The sequence below is a fragment of the Myxococcus sp. SDU36 genome (assembly GCF_030168875.1).
GTDB classification, from domain to species: Bacteria; Myxococcota; Myxococcia; order Myxococcales; family Myxococcaceae; genus Myxococcus; species Myxococcus vastator.
Genome location: NZ_CP077414.1, coordinates 555,879 through 574,317, shown reverse-complemented (window position 1 = coordinate 574,317; position 18,439 = coordinate 555,879). Strand labels below are relative to the sequence as shown.

The 18,439-nt window shown below is 69.2% G+C and carries 15 protein-coding genes; 7 read left to right on the top strand and 8 right to left on the bottom strand.

The window, feature by feature from the left end; genetic code table 11:
* Nucleotides 1-158: 158 nt before the first annotated feature.
* Entirely contained in the window at nucleotides 159-1,724 is a 1,566-nt protein-coding gene (locus KGD87_RS02340; RefSeq protein WP_284665942.1) for a peptidylprolyl isomerase, read from the top strand.
* A 107-nt stretch (nucleotides 1,725-1,831) separates the two neighbouring features.
* Here the strand turns inward: KGD87_RS02340 and KGD87_RS02335 are convergent, their stop codons facing one another.
* Nucleotides 1,832-2,926 carry a GGDEF domain-containing protein gene (locus KGD87_RS02335; RefSeq protein WP_284665941.1) on the bottom strand — a complete coding sequence of 365 codons (1,095 nt, stop codon included), beginning with the start codon at nucleotides 2,924-2,926 and terminating at the stop codon, nucleotides 1,832-1,834.
* 53 nt (nucleotides 2,927-2,979) lie between these two features.
* Here KGD87_RS02335 and KGD87_RS02330 point away from each other — a divergent pair, with 53 nt between their 5' ends.
* Nucleotides 2,980-3,576: a Maf family protein gene (locus KGD87_RS02330; RefSeq protein WP_284665940.1), complete on the top strand. Its 597-nt coding sequence runs from the start codon at nucleotides 2,980-2,982 to the stop codon at nucleotides 3,574-3,576.
* Nucleotides 3,573-4,256, top strand: coding sequence for a YggS family pyridoxal phosphate-dependent enzyme (locus KGD87_RS02325; protein WP_284665939.1), 684 nt, complete (start codon nucleotides 3,573-3,575; stop codon nucleotides 4,254-4,256). The genes KGD87_RS02330 and KGD87_RS02325 overlap by 4 nt, the downstream gene beginning before the upstream one ends.
* Here the strand turns inward: KGD87_RS02325 and KGD87_RS02320 are convergent.
* Entirely contained in the window at nucleotides 4,243-4,464 is a 222-nt protein-coding gene (locus tag KGD87_RS02320; RefSeq protein ID WP_163780073.1) for a hypothetical protein, read from the bottom strand. The genes KGD87_RS02325 and KGD87_RS02320 overlap by 14 nt on opposite strands.
* Before the next feature lie 306 nt (nucleotides 4,465-4,770).
* Here KGD87_RS02320 and KGD87_RS02315 point away from each other — a divergent pair, with 306 nt between their 5' ends.
* From KGD87_RS02315 to KGD87_RS02300, 4 genes are all read left to right on the top strand, one after another.
* Nucleotides 4,771-5,574 carry a DUF3108 domain-containing protein gene (locus KGD87_RS02315; RefSeq protein WP_284665938.1) on the top strand — a complete coding sequence of 268 codons (804 nt, stop codon included), beginning with the start codon at nucleotides 4,771-4,773 and terminating at the stop codon, nucleotides 5,572-5,574.
* 26 nt (nucleotides 5,575-5,600) lie between these two features.
* A complete protein-coding gene (locus KGD87_RS02310; protein ID WP_284665937.1) occupies nucleotides 5,601-7,289 on the top strand; it encodes a DUF4091 domain-containing protein in 1,689 nt (562 codons plus the stop codon).
* A 17-nt stretch (nucleotides 7,290-7,306) separates the two neighbouring features.
* A complete protein-coding gene (locus KGD87_RS02305) occupies nucleotides 7,307-8,203 on the top strand; it encodes a DUF3108 domain-containing protein (RefSeq protein WP_284665936.1) in 897 nt (298 codons plus the stop codon).
* Nucleotides 8,204-8,339: 136 nt separating this feature from the next.
* Nucleotides 8,340-8,717 (top strand): hypothetical protein, encoded by a 378-nt coding sequence (locus KGD87_RS02300; RefSeq protein WP_284665935.1) that lies wholly within the window; start codon nucleotides 8,340-8,342, stop codon nucleotides 8,715-8,717.
* A 127-nt stretch (nucleotides 8,718-8,844) separates the two neighbouring features.
* Here the strand turns inward: KGD87_RS02300 and KGD87_RS02295 are convergent, their stop codons facing one another.
* The 6 genes from KGD87_RS02295 to cysS form a co-directional block, all read right to left on the bottom strand.
* The gene (locus tag KGD87_RS02295) at nucleotides 8,845-10,305 is read right to left on the bottom strand and encodes a hypothetical protein (protein WP_284665934.1); all 1,461 of its coding nucleotides are present in this window, start codon (nucleotides 10,303-10,305) and stop codon (nucleotides 8,845-8,847) included.
* Between the two features lie 67 nt (nucleotides 10,306-10,372).
* A complete protein-coding gene (locus KGD87_RS02290) occupies nucleotides 10,373-10,891 on the bottom strand; it encodes a DUF507 family protein (protein WP_013939209.1) in 519 nt (172 codons plus the stop codon).
* A 137-nt stretch (nucleotides 10,892-11,028) separates the two neighbouring features.
* Nucleotides 11,029-12,969, bottom strand: coding sequence for an excinuclease ABC subunit UvrC (gene uvrC / locus KGD87_RS02285; RefSeq protein WP_284665933.1), 1,941 nt, complete (start codon nucleotides 12,967-12,969; stop codon nucleotides 11,029-11,031).
* Nucleotides 12,970-12,981: 12 nt separating this feature from the next.
* On the bottom strand, nucleotides 12,982-15,096 hold the full coding sequence (gene uvrB / locus KGD87_RS02280; RefSeq protein ID WP_284665932.1) for an excinuclease ABC subunit UvrB: 2,115 nt from the start codon (nucleotides 15,094-15,096) through the stop codon (nucleotides 12,982-12,984).
* A gap of 53 nt (nucleotides 15,097-15,149) precedes the next feature.
* The gene (locus KGD87_RS02275) at nucleotides 15,150-16,829 is read right to left on the bottom strand and encodes a M28 family metallopeptidase (RefSeq protein ID WP_502887995.1); all 1,680 of its coding nucleotides are present in this window, start codon (nucleotides 16,827-16,829) and stop codon (nucleotides 15,150-15,152) included.
* A 47-nt stretch (nucleotides 16,830-16,876) separates the two neighbouring features.
* Nucleotides 16,877-18,370 carry a cysteine--tRNA ligase gene (gene cysS, locus KGD87_RS02270; RefSeq protein ID WP_284665931.1) on the bottom strand — a complete coding sequence of 498 codons (1,494 nt, stop codon included), beginning with the start codon at nucleotides 18,368-18,370 and terminating at the stop codon, nucleotides 16,877-16,879.
* Nucleotides 18,371-18,439: the final 69 nt, after the last annotated feature.

The window sequence follows — 18,439 nt, the reverse complement described above, 5'->3', positions numbered from 1 at the left end:
AAATCGCTTGCATTTTCCGGTGCGTTATCCTAGGCAGTCAAGGCCTGCATGGGGGGCGGTTCCTGGTCCACCACCCACCGGCCGGGCTACCAACAACACCGCGTCGCGAGTCCTTCCGCACGGCTTTTCTCGGCGCGTTTGCCCCAGAAGTGACGACAATGGACGGTCTGAATCCCCGGAAGGTTGCCTCGCTCCTGTTCATCATCGGCATCGCGGTGGTGTTCACGCTCAGTTTCGGCCCGGGCAGTACCGGCTTCAGCGCCACGGGTGGGACGACGGCGCCTGGTTCGGTGGCCTCGGTGAACGGCAAGGAAATCCCGCTGCGTGACTTCGCGGCGGCCTGGGCCCAGCAGATGAGCTTCCTGCGCTCGCAGGGCAGCCCGGTCCCCGAGTCGCTCGCCCGCCAGTTCGGCATGCACAACCAGGTGCTCGACCGCCTGGTGAACACGGAGCTGCTGGCCCAGGCGGCCGAGCGCCACGGCATCACCCCGTCCGACGAAGAGCTGCGCAAGCTCATCCACCAGAACGCGGACTTCCAGAAGGAGGGCCAGTTCGACTTCGAGCGCTACCAGCAGGTGCTGCGCGACTTCTACCGGAAGACCCCGCAGGACTTCGAGGTGGAGCTGCGCCGTCAGCTGGCGGCCCAGAAGATGATGGGCGTGGTGCGCGCCAACGCGGTGGTGTCGGACGACGAGGTCCGCGCCCGCTTCGAGAAGGAAGGCAACCAGGCGAAGGTCGTCTTCGCGCGCTTCCTGCCGGCCATGTACGCCGACAACGTCCCCGCCCCCACCGGGGCGCAGCTGGCCGAGTGGAAGAAGGCGCACGAGAAGGAGATCAAGGAGTACTTCGAGGCCAACCGGTTCGTGTACCAGCAGCCGGAGCGCATCCGTGCGCGGCAGGTGCTGGTGAAGCTGTCCCCGGAGGCCACCGCCGACCAGAAGAAGGCGGCCCTGGAGAAGGCGCAGGCGCTGCGCAAGGAAATCGAGGGCGGCAAGGACTTCGCCCAGGTGGCGCGTGACAGCAGCGAGGACCCGGGCAGCAAGGCGCGCGGTGGCGACCTGGGCTGGGTGGAGCGCGGCAGCTGGGAGCCGGCGCTGGCGGACGCGGCCTTCGCGCTGAAGCAGGGCGAGGTGACGCAGCCGGTGGAGACGAAGTTCGGCGTGCACCTGGTGAAGGTGGATGAGAAGCAGGCCGCCCAGGACAAGAAGCTCGAGGACGTCCAGGACGAGATCGCCACCACGCTCTACAAGCAGGACCGCGCCAAGCAGCAGGCCCGCGCCGAGGCGGAGAAGGCGCTGGCCTCCGTCAAGTCGGGGCAGCCCCTGAAGACGCTCTTCCCGCCGGAGAAGGAGCAGCCCGCGCTGCTGCGCTTCGAGACGGAGACGCGCCCGGAGGCCGTGGAGACGGACAGCTTCACCGCCGAGGGTGAGGCGGTGCCGCACCTGGGCCCCGCGCCGGAGTTGGTGAAGGCGGCCTTCGCCGTTGGCGCCCCGCAGGCGCTCGACAGCGTGTTCCCCATGGGCGAGGGCTTCGTGGTGGCGCAGGTGGTGGAGCGCCAGAAGCCGGACACCGAGGGCTTCGAGAAGCGCAAGGAGGCGCTGCGCACCCAGGCCCGTCAGGCGAAGCAGATTGAGCTGACGGAGTCGTTCCTCAAGGCGCTGCGTGAGCAGGGCACGGTGAACACGAACACCGCCGCCATCGACTCCGTGGTGGGCACCGGGTGAGTCCCGGCGTCCAACCGTGACGCCCCCCGAGGGCCGGGCCGAGGGGACTCCCCTCCCCGGCCCTCGCGCATTGCGGGCTGCCGCGGCCACACGGGCCGGGGCACCGGCTACCGCTCCGGGAACTCGTGGGAGCCCGTGCCGCCGCTGGGCGCCATGGGCTCGGCGACGCAGAGCGCGTCCCGGCCGCGGCCCTTGGCCGCGTACATGGCGAAGTCCGCCGCGCGGATGAGGTCCAACGCGGACGAGGCATGGTCCGGGTAGGTGGCCACGCCCACGCTGGCGGTGAGGCGCACGTCCAGGCCCTGCTCGTGGAGGAAGCCCTGCCCCCGAAAGGCCTCGCAGACGCGCTGGCCGATGATGGCCGCGCCCTCCTGGTTCGTCTCCACCAGCAGCATGGCGAACTCGTCGCCGCCATAGCGGAAGACGGCGTCCAGGTCCTGCCGGCCCAACGTCATCAGCAGGTCCCCCACCTCCTTCAAGGTGGCGCTGCCCACCAGGTGCCCGTGGGTGTCGTTGACGCTCTTGAAGTGGTCCAGGTCCAGGAAGACGAGCGACAGCGGGTGGCTGAAGCGCTCCGAGCGCTTCACCTCCTGGTCCAGCAGGGCGCGCAGGTGCCGGGCGTTGTAGCAGCCGGTGTGCTCGTCCGTAATCGTCAGCTCCTGCACCCGCCGGAAGTTGCGCGCGTTCTCAATGGCGATGGCCGCGTAGTCCGCGATGGCGGTGAGGATGGTGAGGTCCTCGTTGGTGAAGGGCGGGTCCATGGGCCCGTTCACCAGTTCAATGATGCCCAGCACCCGGCCCCGGGCCAGCAGCGGCACCGCGAGGATGGAGCGGGTGTGGAAGGCGGAGGCTTCATCGAAGCGAGGCGAGAAGCTGGGGTCCCCGCCCACGTCATGGACGAGCCGCGCCGCGCCGGACGTGAAGACGGCGCCGGCGATGCCCTCGCCCGGGTTGAGCTGGAGGCCCTTGAGCACGTCCGCGCCGTCACCCACCGCGATTTCGAAGTAGAGCTTTCCGGTGCGCTCGTCCTGGAGGATGAGCGACCAGTTGCGAGGCAGCAGCAGGCTGCTGACCTTCTGCATCACCAGCGCCAGCACCTCGCGGAGCTCGAGCGTGGACGTCAGGGCCTTGGCCATCTCGTTGAAGGCGGCCAGCTGCTCCACTGTCCGCTTCATGGCCGACAGGAGGTCCGCGGGATTCATCCGTAGAGTCCACTCAGGGGCACAAGTCTGGTAAGGCCGAGCCGAGCCGTAACATGCACATGAACGCAGATCAAACGTTGCTCGTCCTGGCCTCGGCGTCGCCGCGACGCAGGGAACTTCTGTCACAGCTGGACCTCCGTTTCACCGTCTCCGCGGCGGACATCGACGAAACGCCCCATGCCGGCGAGGCGGCGGAGGCCTACGTCGGGCGGCTCGCCCGGGAGAAGGCCCGCGTGGTGGCTTCCCGCCACCCGGGCGCCTGGGTGCTGGCCGCCGACACCACCGTCGCCCTGGGCGCCGAGCTGCTGGGCAAGCCCCGGGACGCCGAGGAAGCCCAGGCGATGCTCACGCGCCTGTCCGGGCGGACGCATGACGTCTACACCGGCGTGGCCCTGGCCGGCCGGCATGAGGAGATGCTGGTGGTCCGCACCCGCGTCACCTTCCGCGCACTCAGCGCCGGGGAGATGTCCTGGTACGCGCACAGCGGCGAGCCCCTGGACAAGGCGGGCGCCTACGCCATCCAGGGCCGGGGCGGCTTCCTGGTGGCGAGCGTGGAGGGCAGCACCTCCAACGTCGTGGGCCTGCCGCTGGGTGAGACGGTGGCCCTACTGGAGCGGGCCGGCGTGGCCCTGCCCTGGAGTACCTCATGAGTGGCAGCGTGGCGGAGCGGCTGGCGTCGGTGCGGGAGCGGGTGGCGGCGGCCTGCGCCCGCGCGGGGCGGCCCGTGGAGTCGGTGACACTGGTGGCGGTGTCCAAGCTGAAGCCCGCGGACCTCATCCGCGAGGCCTACGCCGCCGGCCAGCGCGACTTCGGGGAGAACTACGCGCAGGAGCTGCGGGACAAGGCCGCGGAGCTGGCGGACCTGGACGGCCTGCGCTGGCATGCCATTGGCGCGCTCCAGACGAACAAGGTGAAGTACGTGGCGCGGGCGGCCGGGGCCTTCCACGCCCTGGACCGGCTGGAGGTCGCCCGCGAGCTGTCGAAGCGACGCGAAAACGCCCCGCCCCTGCCCGTCTACGTCGAGGTCAACGTGGGGAGCGAGGCCACCAAGAGCGGCCTGGCCCCCGACGCGCTCGGCGCCTTTCTGGAAGGGGTCCGCGCCCTGCCCGGCCTCCAGGCGGTGGGGCTGATGGCGCTGCCGCCCCCCACGGAGGACGAGGCCCGGGCCCGCGCGGACTTCCAGTCCCTGCGCGAGCTGGCCCGGGGCCACGGGCTGCCGGGCCTGTCCATGGGCACCACGCATGACTTCGAGTGGGCCATTGAAGAAGGGGCCACCGTCGTCCGCGTGGGCACCGCCATCTTCGGCGAGCGCGCGCTCAAATCTCCTTGAGCTTCACCCGCCCCTCCGAGTTCACGCTGACCTTGAACTCGGAGCCGCAGTAGTGGCAGCGCACCTCGTCCCCATGGGCGAGCGGCTCATCCACGGGGTTGTTGGCGTTGCACGAAGGACAGTCGAAGTCCTTGTGCGCCTTGCCACCTCCACGCGCGAACTCCTTCTCGTCATCGTCGAAGTCGAAAGAACCGCCACCACCAGACATGGGCCCCTCCTGCGGGATGGCGCCCGACACCGCGGGCTGCCCCGCGCGAAGGCTACCAGCGGTGTCGTGGCGTGGACACGCCGCTGCGCGGCACTCCCGCCTGCCGGGCGAACAGGCCCTGGCCGGGAAGAGGCGCGCGGGAGCATGACGTGGGAAAGTGTGCCTCCCCGTGCAGTGAGCGGCCCTCATTTGAATGGCGGGCCAACCACCGCGTCCGTGGAAATGGGCGGTGGCGGGAATGGTTCCAAGCCGGGTCTGGCGCGGTGCGGCCAGGCTACCTAACTTCCAAGCGAGGGAGCTCACCCGATGCAAACGCAGTCCAAGTGGGGGTTCGCGGCGGCGTTCGCGGGTCTGGTCTGGTCGGCGACGGCCATGGCCCAGGAGTCCGTGAACCCGGCGTTCGGCCCCGGGGAGCAGAGCTCTTACCGCGTCAGATACCTGGGAATCACCGCGGGCACCGCGCAGGTGACGGTGGGCGCCCACATGAAGCAGTGGGGCCAGGACGTGTGGCCCATCGTCGCGGTGGCACGCTCCAACGACATGCTGGGCGTGTGGCCCATCAAGGACAAGTTCGTGTCCTACTGGCAACCGGAGCGCCAGCGCGTGGTGGGCAGTGACTTGCACGCGGATGAGAACGGCTCACGCCGCCGGCAGCGCATCAAGATGGAGCCGGATGGCAAGACGGCCTTCGTGGTGAAGCAGAAGGAAGGCGAGTCCCCGTACGAGGCCACCCGCGAGGTGGCGGAGGGCACGCTGGATGTGACGGGCGCGACGTTCGCGTTGCGCAACCGGGAGCTGGCCGTGGGGCAGGAGTATGCCTATCCCGTCTTCACCGGCAGCAAGCAGTTCACCCTCCGCGCGAAGGTGGAAGGGCGTGAAGTCCTGGACACGGCGCTGGGCGACAAAGAGGTCTTCAAGCTCAGCGTGAAGACGGAGTTCGGCGGCAACCTCGCCTCGAAGCGGGACATGTTCGTCTACTTCACCACGGACCCCAGCCACGTGCCGGTGCGGGTGGAGGCGGAGTTCGCGCTGGGCACCATCGTCGCGGAGATAACCGACTACAAGCCGGGCCGGAGCATGGCGGTGGCCCGCGCCGAGAATGGCGGGTAGCACCCGCCGGAGAGTGAAGGGGGCGGATGGGCGCAGGATGGGCGTGGGCGGTGGTGGCGGCGGCGATGTCCGCCACGCAGGAGCCTCAGGTGGTGTCGCCCCTGGTCAAGGTCCGGCCGGGCGAAGCAGTGAAGGGACGCAAGGAGGCGCGCCTCAGCCTTGCGCGCGGTGAGTGCGAGGCCGTGCAGGTGGCGCTTCCCGGCCGGGTGGAGCGCCCCGCCGTGGAGAAGCTGACGCTGAAGGGGCCGGGCGCGGCGCTGAAGGCCAGCGTCTGGCGCGAGGCCTTCATCGACGTGAAGACGCCGTCCAACGGCCAGGGCCGCACGGGCCCGTGGCCGGACGCGCTGGTTCCGGTGGACGCGCCGGGACACGACTCGAAGCTGCCCACCGTCTTCTACGTGGAGGTGTGCGCCCCGGAGAAGCAGGAGCCGGGCACGTACCGGGGACAGCTGCTCGTGAAGGTGGGTGGCGCGAAGGTCCGGCAGGTGCCGTTCACCGCCGAGGTACAACCCTTCGCCCTGCCCGCCACGTCCTCGCTGCCCAACAGCTTCGGTGTGTCGCTGTACAGCATCGCCCGGGGCCACGGCGTGGCGCCGGAGTCGGAACAGGCGCGCAAGCTGCTGCGGGACTATGGACGCGCGCTCCTGGAGCACCGGGTGAGCGCCCACGGCATGAGCATGACGCCGCCCCCGGTGCGCTTCGAGAAGGGCCGCGCGGTGCTGGACTGGCGCGAGTACGACGCGGAGCTGGCGCCCTTCCTGGACGGCAGCCTGGTGCCCTCCGGCGCGCGCTTCACCAGCACCGACGTGCGGGACAGCAAACACGCGAAGACGGACGCGCAGAAGACGGCGTACTACCGCGCCTTCGCCGAGCACTTCCGCGAGAAGGGCTGGCCCGCGCAGCTCTTCTTCTACGCCAAGGACGAACCCAAGCCCGAAGACGTGCCGCTGGTGAAGGCCCAGTCCACGCGGGTGCGCGCGGCGGGCGCGATTCCCGTGCTCGTCACCAGCCCGTTGGATGACGCGCTGAACGGCTCGGCGGACATCCTCACGCCCACGCTCAACTGCTTCTATCCACGGCCCGGGCCGCAGACGTGCCGCAGCGTGGTGGAGGCGAGCGCGCTGCGCAAACGGCTGGCAGGTGACACCCGGGTGTGGTGGTACCAGAGCTGCAATTCACACGGCTGCAATGGCGGCCCCCCGGCGGACAAGGCGGTGGACAAGGCCTACAGCGGCTGGGCCTCGTACATGGTGGACCACCCCGCCCCGCTCAACCGGGCCATGGGCGTACTCGCCTTCTCCTCGGGCGTGGACGGCGAGCTCTATTTCGACACCGTCTTCGCCTACAACACGAAGAAGGACCCCTGGAAGGACGTCTTCGAGTTCGGCGGCAACGGCGACGGCACCCTCTTCTACCCGGGGACACCCGCCAGGGTGGGTCCTTCTGGCCACCAGCCCATCCTCACGCTGCGGCTGAAGCACATCCGGGACGGATTGGAGGACTATGAGTACCTCCGGCTGCTCGCCGAGCTGGGTGACGCCGCCTTCGCCCGGACGGCCGCGCGCAAGCTGGCGCGCACCGGTTGGGACATCAACGCGGATGCGGGAGAATGGGAGGCGGTCCGCGAGGACGTCACCGCCCGGCTCCGGAAGCGGTGGGCGGAATCGGAATATGCGAAGCGCCCGGACCGTCAGACGCCGCAGAGCACCCCGTAGTCCCTGGAAGGAAAAGGATGAGCCCCCTGCGCACCCTCTTCGCGGCCCTGTTGTCACTGTCCAGCGCAAGCGCCTGGGCCCAGCTGCCAGACGCGGAGACGGACGCGCCGGAGGCCGAAAGCGCCAAGGCCGAGGAGCCCACGGCGCCCCTCACCGTGGCGCCGTGCGACGCCGCGCTGCCGGCGCTGCGCACGCCCATGGCGTTCATGCCGGGTGAGGTGCTCGAGTTCGACCTCGACGCCATGGGCGCGCAGGCGGGCACCATGACGATGCGCGTCCACAAGCAGAAGGATGGGCACCTGCCCATCCAGGTGGAGGCGCAGACCAACACCTTCTTCTCCAAGGTGCGGCGCGTGCGCGGCAGCGCCACCGCGTACCTCCACCCTCGCACGCTGCGCCCCAAGCGCTACGTCGAGGACACCCTGGAGAACGAACAGCGCCGCAAGGTGGACGTCGCGTTCGGCCAGAAGGAGCGCACCGTCAAGGTGGACTACCAGTACGGCCAGCGCCCCAAGGGGCAGTTCAACTACACCTTCGACAAGGACGGCCTGGACGTGGCCGGGGCCATCTACCTGCTGCGCCAACTGCCCCTCAAGGACAACCTCCAGGTCTGCTTCGATGTCTACGGCGTGCGTCGCATGTGGCGCATGCAGGGCACGGTGGTGAAGCGCGAACAGGTGACGACGCCGCTGGGCCAGTTCAAGGCCTGGCACATGACGGGCACCGCCGTGCGCCTGGACAGGCCCAAGCAGAAGCGTGAAGTCCACGTCTGGATTTCAGACGACGCGCGCCGCCTGCCGCTGGCCGCCGTGGGCACCATCGACCTGGGCGCCGTGCGCGCCACCCTCACCTCCGTGTCGCGCCCCGGTGAGAAACCCCAAAAGAGTGAAGGTCAGGAAACGATGAAGTGGTGAGCGGCTGAGGCCCCACCTCGTCGCAACACCCAAGGCCCGTGGCCAGGTGCCACGGGCCTGCGCATGTGCCGGTGCGCCGGGCTTCGGGCCTGACTGGAAAATTGACGGAGTGCTACCTGCCTGTAGCGTCGAGGCCATGCCCCCTCCGGCCCTGACCCTCGTCGCCCCTCCGCCGTCGCGCCGTGCAGCAGACCCGGTCCGGGTGGCGGTGGAGCAGCTCGCCCGCTCACTGCCCGCGCGCACGGACGCGGCGGTGCTCGTGGACCTGCTGGAGGATGACCTCCGCGAGGGTCTGGACGCGCTTGGCGAGGTGGAAGCCCACTTCACGGACCTGCTTGACACGCTTCGCACGGAAGCGCTGACACCGGCCGCGCTGGTGGACTCGAGTGATGACCTGCGCGTCCTTCAGCAACTGGATTCACTCCACGACGCCGTCGTGCGGCTGCGCAAGCGCCTGTCCCAGGCCGCGGGAATGAGCCGGCTGGCACAGGCGCCGGTGGTGCGCAGCCGCTGACAGCCGCGTCGGTTCGGCGGTCCCAACCCCGCCGCGAACGCCTGTCCACTGCCGCAGGGTGCCCCCCAGCCAGCGCGTGGCCGCGCCAACATGATGGGCGAAGCCTTGGCGCTACGCCCATCCGCGCTCAAGGCCCAGGCGCGGCGGGCGCGGGAGCGGCGGGAGCACCGGTCGTCGCGGGAGCGGCGGGAGCACCGGTCGTCGTGGGCCCCGACACGGGAGAAGGCGTCGCCGGCAGCGGGAGCGCCGGCGCGGCGTTGAGCGGCGCGGGCGTCCCCAGCAACGGCGCCGGAGGCCCGGCATTCAGCGGCGCGGGCGTGGTCAGCAGCCCCGGCAGCGGCACGGCTGGATTCGAGTTGAGCGGCGGCTCGGTGGCGATGATTCCCGCGCTGGACTGCCCCGTCCCGACAAACGCATCGAACGAGCCCGGCGCCAGCGGCTGCACGGTGAATGAACCGAAGGTGGACGTGGGCGGCGTCGCGAACGCCCCTGTCGTCGTGCCACTCCCGGGCGCCCCCACCACCACGGTGGTCCCATCCAACGGCGTCACCGGGAGCTGCCCCGAGTATGTCGCGGGCGTGTTCGTCACCGTCGGCACGGGCAGCTCCCCACTGATGACCTCGGGCGTCACCGGCGCCCCTGGCACCGTCGGGGTCGGCACGGGCGTAGTCACCAGGCTTCCTGGAGCCGTCGCCGGCACCGTCACCCGCGTGACGGCCCCCGTCGTCGCCGCTCCGTCCAGCCCCGCCGTCCCGCTGCCTCCGGTGGCTCCGGTGGCCGACGGCGCGGGTGGAGGCGAAGCGGTGACGGGCGCCCCCACCGTGGCGGAGGGCGGTACCGGCGTCAGCGAACGCCAGCTCAGCGGCGGATTGCCCGTGTTCTCCACGAAGGGCCGCGAGCTCACCGCGATGCCGCCCACGTCGATGGCCACGTCCTCGAACACGAACTGGATGAAGCCACGCGGCTCGACCCGCGGCGGGAGGTTCCACACCAGCACCACGAGCTCCGTGTCGTCGTAGCGCGCCTGCCGCAGGAGCCGGTGGGTGTCGTCATCCGCGTACGCGCCAGCGGCCAGCGCCGCCGCGTGCACGAAGGCCGTGTCCGTCAGCAGCTGCCCGTTGCGCCAGACGCTGCCCACGCCCCACACCGCCACCGCGGCGTGGGTGCGCGTCATCGCCGTCCAGCCCAGGCCACTGTCGCCGTAGAGCGGGACGTCCAGCAGCACGCCGCCGCCAATGGCATGTTGAGGCGGGCGAGGAAGCGGACCCGCGCCCCCCTGCCCCTGCTCCGGCGGGAAGCCAGGCCGCGTCAGCTCCACCCGGTACTCCGTGGCCCCCAGCCGGAAGGACGCCTCCAGCGTCCCCTTGTCGCCATAGGTGGCGCCCGGAGGGGACACCCGGTCCTCCACCGTCAGCGACGCGCTCCCCGTGCCGCGCTCGGCGAGGTCCGTGAAGGGAAGTGAGCCTTGGATGAAGAAGCCGTCTGGCTGCTCGGTCCTCGCGCTGGCCTCGCGGCCCTCGAACGTGAACCCGCCTGGCGCCGCCGCCAGCAAGCCGGACAGAACGAACGTGGTGAAGGGTCCCGCCATCGACGCTGCCTCCTTGGTTTACAAGGTAGGCAGCGGAGCGGGGAACGGCATGCCCCACCCCTGCGAACTAGATGAGGCCGCGCGCCCTGCGGATCTGCTCGACCGTCTTGTTGTACTCGATGTCGAAGGCGCTGGTGCCCTCCTGCAGGTGCTTCAGGCGGGAGCGGGCTTCCTTGTCGATTTCGTCGTCCACGTCGAGGTGACGCTTCATGACGGCGAAGATCTTCTGACGCAGCCCGTTATCCGCCGAGTACACCTCTTCGACGTTCCGGCTGATGAGCAGGAACTCAATCATCTGGTTGATGACGTACTCGATGCCCTCGTCGCCCATCTTGAAGCCGCGGACGTCCGCCATCTCGCGCTTCACCTGGTTGAACTTGGAATAGTCGTAGCCGCGACGCTCCAGCGCTTCACGCGTCGCCTGGTTCACACGCTCCTCGTTCGCAAGGTACTCACGCATGATGGCTGACAGGTCCATCTCGGCGTCGGCCACGCGCATCGGCTCCACCTCGATGTCCCCGTCCTGCATGAGCTGCTGAATGGCCTCGCGCGAGATGATCGGGATCACCTTCGGATACAGCCTCATGTCGGTCCCTCGCCCTCTGTGAAACGTGCTCGGAATCGTCAACCGCTATAGTTCAGCGCCGAGCCCAGTCGCAATGAAAAACCCCAGGAACGTCGCGCTTCCAGCGCACTTCCCATCAGGTCTGCAGCGGAAATTAATCACGCTGCCCCGGGTGGCGACCCTCCCTGCGTTTTTTCGTCGACGGGTTCGTGCGCGTCGTCAAGGGAAGCCTCCCGTACGGGATCTTCCGCATCCTCTTCTGGATGCCCGTGGAGGCCCGCATGGACGCGTTCGGCCAGGGCCGGTCCGACGACCTCCGCGAGCTCTTCAATGGAGGCGTCCCCCACCCGCTTGAGCGAACCGAAGTGCCGCAGCAGCTGCTTGCGCCGCGTCTCCCCCACGCCCGGGATGTCCTCCAGCGCCGAACGAACCCGGCTCTTGCGCAGCACCTGCTTCTGGTAGGTGATGGCGAAGCGGTGGGCCTCGTCCCGCATCCGCGTGAGCATGAACAGCTCCGCCGAGTTCTGGGACAGGACGATGGGGTCCTTGCGCCCCACCACGAAGACGCGCTCGGGGCTCCGGGCGCTCTCCGCGTCGCGGTCGAACACCTCCAGGTCGCGGCTCTTGGCCAGACCCACCACGTCCACCGACTCCACGCCCACGTCCTTCATCGCCGCGTGCGCGCTGGCCAGTTGCCCCTTGCCACCGTCGATGACGAGCAGGTCCGGCAAGTCCTGCTCCTCCAGGCCCCGCTTCAGCCGGCGGGAGATGACCTCGTACATGCTGGCGAAGTCGTCCTGCTTCTCCAGCGTCTTGATTTTGTACTTCCGGTAGCGCGACTTGTCCGCGTCCCCGTCCGTCACCGCCACCTGCGACGCGACGATGGCCGACCCCTGGAAGTGCGAGATGTCGAAGCACTCCATGCGGCGCGGGAAGTTGCGCAGGCCCAGCCGCTGCTGGAGCCGGGACAGCACGGTGTCCGTCTCGTCCTTGGTGCGGCGGCGCTCCACGAAGGCCTGCTCGGCGTTCTTCGCCGCCATCTTCACCAGGTCCAGCTTCTCCCCGCGCTTGGGCACCAGGACGCGCACGCGCTCGCCCTTGCGCTCCGTGAGGAGCGCCTCCAGGCCCCCGGTGCCGTCCTCCAGCTCCAGCGGCAGCAGCACCTCCTCCGGCACGAAGCTGCCCTGGTCGTAGTAGAGGTTGACGAACGAGGCGATCAGCTCCTCGTCGGGGAACTCCTGGCTGCCGAAGGGGAAGGCCTGCCCGCCGTTGAGCCGGCCCTGCCGCACCCACAGGACGTAGAACAGGATGCGGTCCCCCTCCCGGTGGAAGGCGAAGACGTCCTGGTCCTTGAAGTCGGTGGTGGCGACCTTCTGGCGCTCCAGGCTCCGCTCGATGGCGCTGAGCTGGTCGCGAATCCGCGCGGCCTCCTCGAACTTCAGCTCCTGCGCGGCGCGCTTCATGCGCAGGCGCAGGCCCTCCACCAGCTCCCCCGCCTTGCCCTCCAGGAACATCACCACCTCGTCCACGCTGCGGTGGTAGTCCTCCTGGGGCACCGGGTACACGCACGGGGCGGGGCAACGGCCAATCTGGTGCAACAGGCAGGGCCGCTTGCGGTTGGCCAGCACGTGGTCGGTGCACGTGCGCAGGCGGAAGAAGCGGTTGACGACCCGCAGCGTCTCGCGAATGGCCCCCGCGCTGGAGTACGGCCCGAAGTAGCGCGCGCCGTCGCGCTCGTACTTGCGCACCACTTCCAGGCGCGGGTAGGTCTGGGTGCGGTCCAGGCGAAGCGAGATGAATTGCTTGTCGTCCTTGAGCAGGACGTTGAAGCGCGGCCGGTGCTTCTTGATGAGCTCGTTTTCGAGGAGCAGCGCCTCCTTCTCGTTGCTGACGAGAACCGTCTCCAGGTCACCCAGCAGCTGGTCCAACAAGGACACGAAGACGCGCGTGTCGCCGGTGCGGTTGAAGTACGAGCGCACCCGGCTGCGCAGGTTGATGGCCTTGCCCACGTAGATGACCTGGCCCCGGCGGTCCTTCATCAGGTACACGCCGGGCCCGGTGGGCAGTGCGTCCAGCTTCTCCAGGAGCTTCGCGTCCATGCCCGCCCCCGGCTACTTGCGGCTCCGGGCCCGCGTGGAGCGTCCTCCGCCCCCGCGCCCCCGGCCCTTCTTCGGGGCCTCCGCGTCCGCGGCCTTCGCCGGGGCCCGCAGCAGCGAGCGCGACGCCGGCTTCAGCCCCAGGTCCATGTCCTTCAGGAGCTGCACGCGGTCGCGGTACTCGGCCGCCTTCTCGAACTGCATCTCGTCCGCGGCGGCGAGCATCTCCTTGGTGAATTCCTCGATGAGCCGCTTGATTTCCTTCGGCTGGAGGACGTCGTCCTCGCCCTCGGCCGCCATCGGCAGGGCGCCCACGTCACCCGCCTCGTAGGCCGCGTGCTCGGACAAGTCGGTGATGTTGCTCTTCACCGAACGCGGGGTGATGCCGTGCGCCTGGTTGTGCGCGCGCTGGATGTCGCGGCGGCGCGTCGTCTCCTCCAGGGCCTTCTTCATGGAGTCGGTGACGTTGTCCGCGTACATGATGACGCGGCCATTCACGTTGCGGGCCGCGCGGCCAATCGTCTGGATGAGGGAGACGTGGCTGCGCAGGAAGCCTTCCTTGTCCGCGTCCAGGATGGCCACCAGGGACACCTCGGGGATGTCCAGGCCCTCGCGCAGCAGGTTGATGCCCACCAGGACGTCGAACTCGCCCTTGCGCAAGTCGCGAATGATGGCCATGCGCTCAATCGCGTCGATGTCCGAGTGCAGGTAGCGCACGCGCACGCCCACGTCGGAGAAGTACTCCGTGAGGTCCTCCGCCATGCGCTTGGTGAGCGTCGTCACCAGGACGCGCTCGCTGCGAGTCACCCGCTGACGCACCTCCTCCAGCAGGTCGTCCACCTGATTGCCCACGGGGCGAATCTCCACCTCCGGGTCCGTCAGGCCGGTGGGGCGGATGATCTGCTCCACCACCACGCCCTGCGACTTCTGCAGCTCGTACTCGGCCGGCGTCGCGGAGACGAAGATGGCCTGGGGCACCAGCTCCTCGAACTCACCGAACTTGAGCGGGCGGTTGTCCAGCGCGCTGGGCAGGCGGAAGCCGAAGCCCACCAGCGTCTCCTTGCGCGCCCGGTCGCCGCGGTACATGGCGCCAATCTGCGGCACCGTCTGGTGGCTCTCGTCGAGCATCACCAGCAGGTTGCGCGGGAAGTAGTCGATGAGGCACGGCGGCGGCTCTCCCGCCGCGCGGCCGGAGAAGTGCCGGGAGTAGTTCTCGATGCCGCTGCAGTAGCCGACCTGCTCAATCATCTCCAGGTCGAACATGGCGCGCTGCTCCAGCCGCTGCGCCTCCAGCAGCTTGCCCTCGCGCTTGAAGGTCTGCAGTTGTTCGGTCAGCTCGTCGCGGATGGTCTGGATGGCGCGCCGGCGCACGTCCTCCTCGGCCACGTAGTGGCTGGCGGGGAAGATGACGATTTTCTCCAGCGCGCCCAGCGTCACGCCGCGCAGCGGGTCGAACTCGGTGACGCGCTCCACCTCGTCGCCGAAGAAGCTGACGCGCACGGCCCGCTCCTCCTCGTAGGCGGGGAACACCTCGACGGTGTCGCCGCGCGCGCGGAAGGTGCCGCGGTGGAAGTCCAAATCGTTGCGCTTGTACTGGGCCTCCACCAGCTTGCGCATGAAGGTGTCGCGGCCCATCTCCTCGCCCACCGCCGCGCGCACCGCCAGGTCCACGTAGCTGCGGGCCGCGCCCAGGCCGTAGATGCAGGACACGCTGGCGACGATGATGACGTCGTCCCGCGTGCGCAGCGAATGGGTGGCCGAGTGGCGCATCCGTTCGATGTTGTCGTTGATGGACGAGTCCTTCTCGATGAAGGTGTCCGTCGACGGGACGTAGGCCTCGGGCTGGTAGTAGTCGTAGTACGAGACGAAGTACTCGACGGCGTTGTTCGGGAAGAGCGACTTGAACTCGCCGTAGAGCTGCGCGGCCAGCGTCTTGTTATGGGCCATCACCAGCGTGGGCCGCTGCACGTTGGCGATGATGTTCGCCATCGTGAACGTCTTGCCCGACCCGGTGACGCCCAGGAGGGTCTGGTAGCGGTCGCCCCGCAGGAGGCCCTGCGTGAGTTCGCCAATGGCCCTCGGCTGGTCGCCTTCGGGCTTGTGGTCGCTGACGAGCTGGAAGTCCGACATACCCGCGAGACTTAACACCGCGCGGGTGGGAAGGCCGGATGTTCGTGACCGCGCTACTTCGAAGTGTCCTGCCGCTTCAGCGCTTCCAGGGACTGTAGCCGGGCGGACTCGAACTCATCCCCCTTGTTCCAGCGCGGCAGCTCCGGTTTCCGGGCGACATGGGCCCCCAGCAGGAAGAACAGGCGGACGTCTTCCACCGCGCCGGAAAAGTCCCAGTCCGGGCGCAGCTCGTCCGACGGCTGGTGGTAGTGCTTCGACTCCCAGAGCTCCCGCTGCTGCTTGCCCCAGCCCTCCGGCTTGCCGATGAAGTCCATCCCACTGCCGAAGTACGCGGCGGGGATGCCGCGCTTGGCGAAGTTGAACTGGTCCGACCGGTAGAAGAAGCCCCGGTCCGACAGCTGGTCCGCCTTCACCACCCGGCCCTGCGTCTTCGCCAGGGCGACCAGCGTGGCGTCCAGGTTCGACTTGCCCAGGCCGATGACGGTGAGGTCGCGGGTGCGGCCATGGATGTTGGCGCCGTCGATGTTGATGTTGGCGGCGACCCGGCCGTGAGGCACGGGCGGGTGCTCGGCCAGGTACTGCGAGCCCAGCAGCCCCTGCTCCTCGGCGGCCACGGCGGCGAAGAGGATGGAGCGGCGCGGCGCCTTGGGCAGGGCCTTGAAGGCCTGGGCGATGTTGAGCATCGCCGACACACCGGACGCGTTGTCGAGCGCGCCGTTGTAGGTGGTGTCCTCGCCCGGCTTGCCGCCTTCCTTCTTGCCCAGGTGGTCATGGTGCGCGGTGTAGAGCACCACCTCCTGGGACAACTTCGGGTCGCTCCCGGGCAGCAGCGCCAGCACGTTGGCGGTGGGGCTGCGGCGCACCGTGTTGGTGAGGCGCGACGACACCGTCACCCCGAGCGGCACGGGCTGGAAGTCGCGCTGCTGCGCGGCGGCCCACAGCGCGCCCAGGTCCTTGCCCGCCAGTTGCAACACCCGGCGCGTGGCCTGCTCGGTCGTCCAGGCCTTCACCTGGAGGCGCGGCCCCTCCGCGGCGGGCAGCTCGAACTGCTCTCCCGTCCATGACGTCTGCACCACCTGCCACGGATAGCCCGCGCTCGGCGTGGTGTGGATGATGATGGCGCCCGCCGCGCCCAGCTTCGCGGCCTGCTCGTACTTGTAATCCCAGCGGCCGTACCAGAGCCGCGTCTTCCCGGCGAAGAGCCGCGGGTCATCCTCCGGGTCGCTGTTGAGGATGAGCAGCGTCTTGCCGCGCAGGTCCATCCCCTTGAAGTCGTCCCATTGGTACTCGGGCGCCTGGATGCCGTAGCCCACGAAGACGAGCTCGGACGCCTCCAGCTTCGATTCGGGGGCCTGCACGCCGGACACGGCGATGAAGTCCTCGTGGAACTTCAGGTGCACCGCGCCCTGGGGCGCATGGAACGACAACGCCTTGGGGCTGCTGGTGACGCCCATCAGGTCGAAGGGCTGCAGGTACGAGCCGTCCGTGCCCAGCGGCTTGAGCCCCAGCGCCTCGAACTGCGCGGCGATGTACGCCTGCGCGAGCGCGTCGCCCCGTGTGCCGGGACCGCGGCCCTCCAGCAGGTCATTGGCGAGGAAGCGCACGTGCGCGCGCAGCACCTCCGGAGCGATGACACCGGACGCGGACTTCTCCGCGGGCGTCGTCAACTGCACGCGCTGCGCGAGCGCGGGAGCGGAGCAGAGGGCGAAGAGCAGGGGCAGCGAGCGCATCATGGTGTCCCGAGCCCTAACACGAAGCCCGGGACACCCGAAGCACCGCATCAGCCCTGGAGCGGCGCCACCTTCCACGTCGTGCCAGCAGGCGTGTCCATGATTTCCACGCCCTTCTGCTTCAGCTCGCTCCGCACCCGGTCCGCGGCGGCGAAGTCCTTCGCCGCGCGGGCGGCGGTGCGCTCGCCCAGCAGGCGCTCCACCTCCGCCACGTCGATGCCGCGCTCGCGCACGGCGCGCTCCCGGCGGCGCAGCAGCCACGCCTCGGGCGCGTCCTCGAAGAGGCCCAGGACGCCGGACACCCTGCGCACGTCCTCACGCAGCGACTGCAGGGTGCGGCCCACCAGGGCCTTGTCCTTCACGGGCGGCTTGTCGGTCAGCTCGTTCATCATCCCGAAGAGGCCCGACAGCGCGCCCAGGCCGCCCGCGGTGTTGAAGTCGTCGTCCATGGCGGACTCGAACTCGGTGAAGAAGCGCCGCGGGGCGCCGTGCAGGGGCCCCTTGCCGAAGTCCTTCCCTGAGAGTCGCTCGTCCACCTTGCGGAGCGTCTCGTAGAAGTACTCCATGCGCGTCTCCGCATCCGCCAGCGCCTTGTCGGAGAACGACAGCGGGTGGCGGTAGTGCGTGGCGAGGAAGAAGAAGCGCAGCGCCTCCGGGTCCACCTTGGTCAGCGCGTCGCGCAGGCGCACCACGTTGCCCAGCGACTTGGACATCTTCGCGCCTTCCAGGTCCAGGAAGCCGCAGTGCATCCAATACCGGGCGAACGTCACGCCGTTGGCGGACTCGCTCTGGGCGATTTCGTTCTCGTGGTGGGGGAAGATGAGGTCCAGCGCGCCGCCGTGGATGTCGAACGTCTCTCCCAGGTACTTCGCGCTCATGGCGGAGCACTCGATGTGCCAGCCCGGACGGCCGGGGCCCCAGGGGCTCTCCCACGCGGGCTCTCCCGGCTTGGCCGCCTTCCACAGGGCGAAGTCGAGCGGCTCGCGCTTCAGCTCACCCGGCTGCACGCGGTCGCCCACGCACAGCTCGTCCAGGTTGCGCTTGGACAGCTTCGCGTAGTCCGCGTCGCTGCTCACGGAGAAGTACACGTCGCCCTGGGAGGCGTACGCGTGGCCCTTGTCCACGAGCTTCTGGATGATGGCGATGATTTCAGGGAGGTGGTCGCTCACCCGCGGCGAGAAGTCCGGCTCCAGCAGGTGGAGCGCCCGGGTGTCCTCCCGGAAGATCTCCACGTAGCGCGCCGCCAGCGCCACCGGGGCCTCCCCCGTCTCCGCGGCCGCCTTGATGATTTTGTCGTCCACGTCCGTGAAGTTGCGGACGTACCGGACCTTCAGGCCCCGGTGACGGAGGTAGCGGACCACCACGTCGAACGAGGTGAAGGTGCGAGCATTCCCGATATGAATGTAGCTGTAGACGGTAGGACCACAGACGTAGACCCCCACCTCGCCAGGAATGGCGGGCTGCAGCAGCTCCTTCTGCATGGTCATCGTGTTGAAGAGCCGAATAGCGGGCGGGGTCACGTGCGGCAATCCTCTCGGGTCCATAGGCGTGGGTGTGTCCCTCACTCTAGAGTCTCGGGTCGCGGACAGGCCAGTATTCGCAAGGGGTTCGTC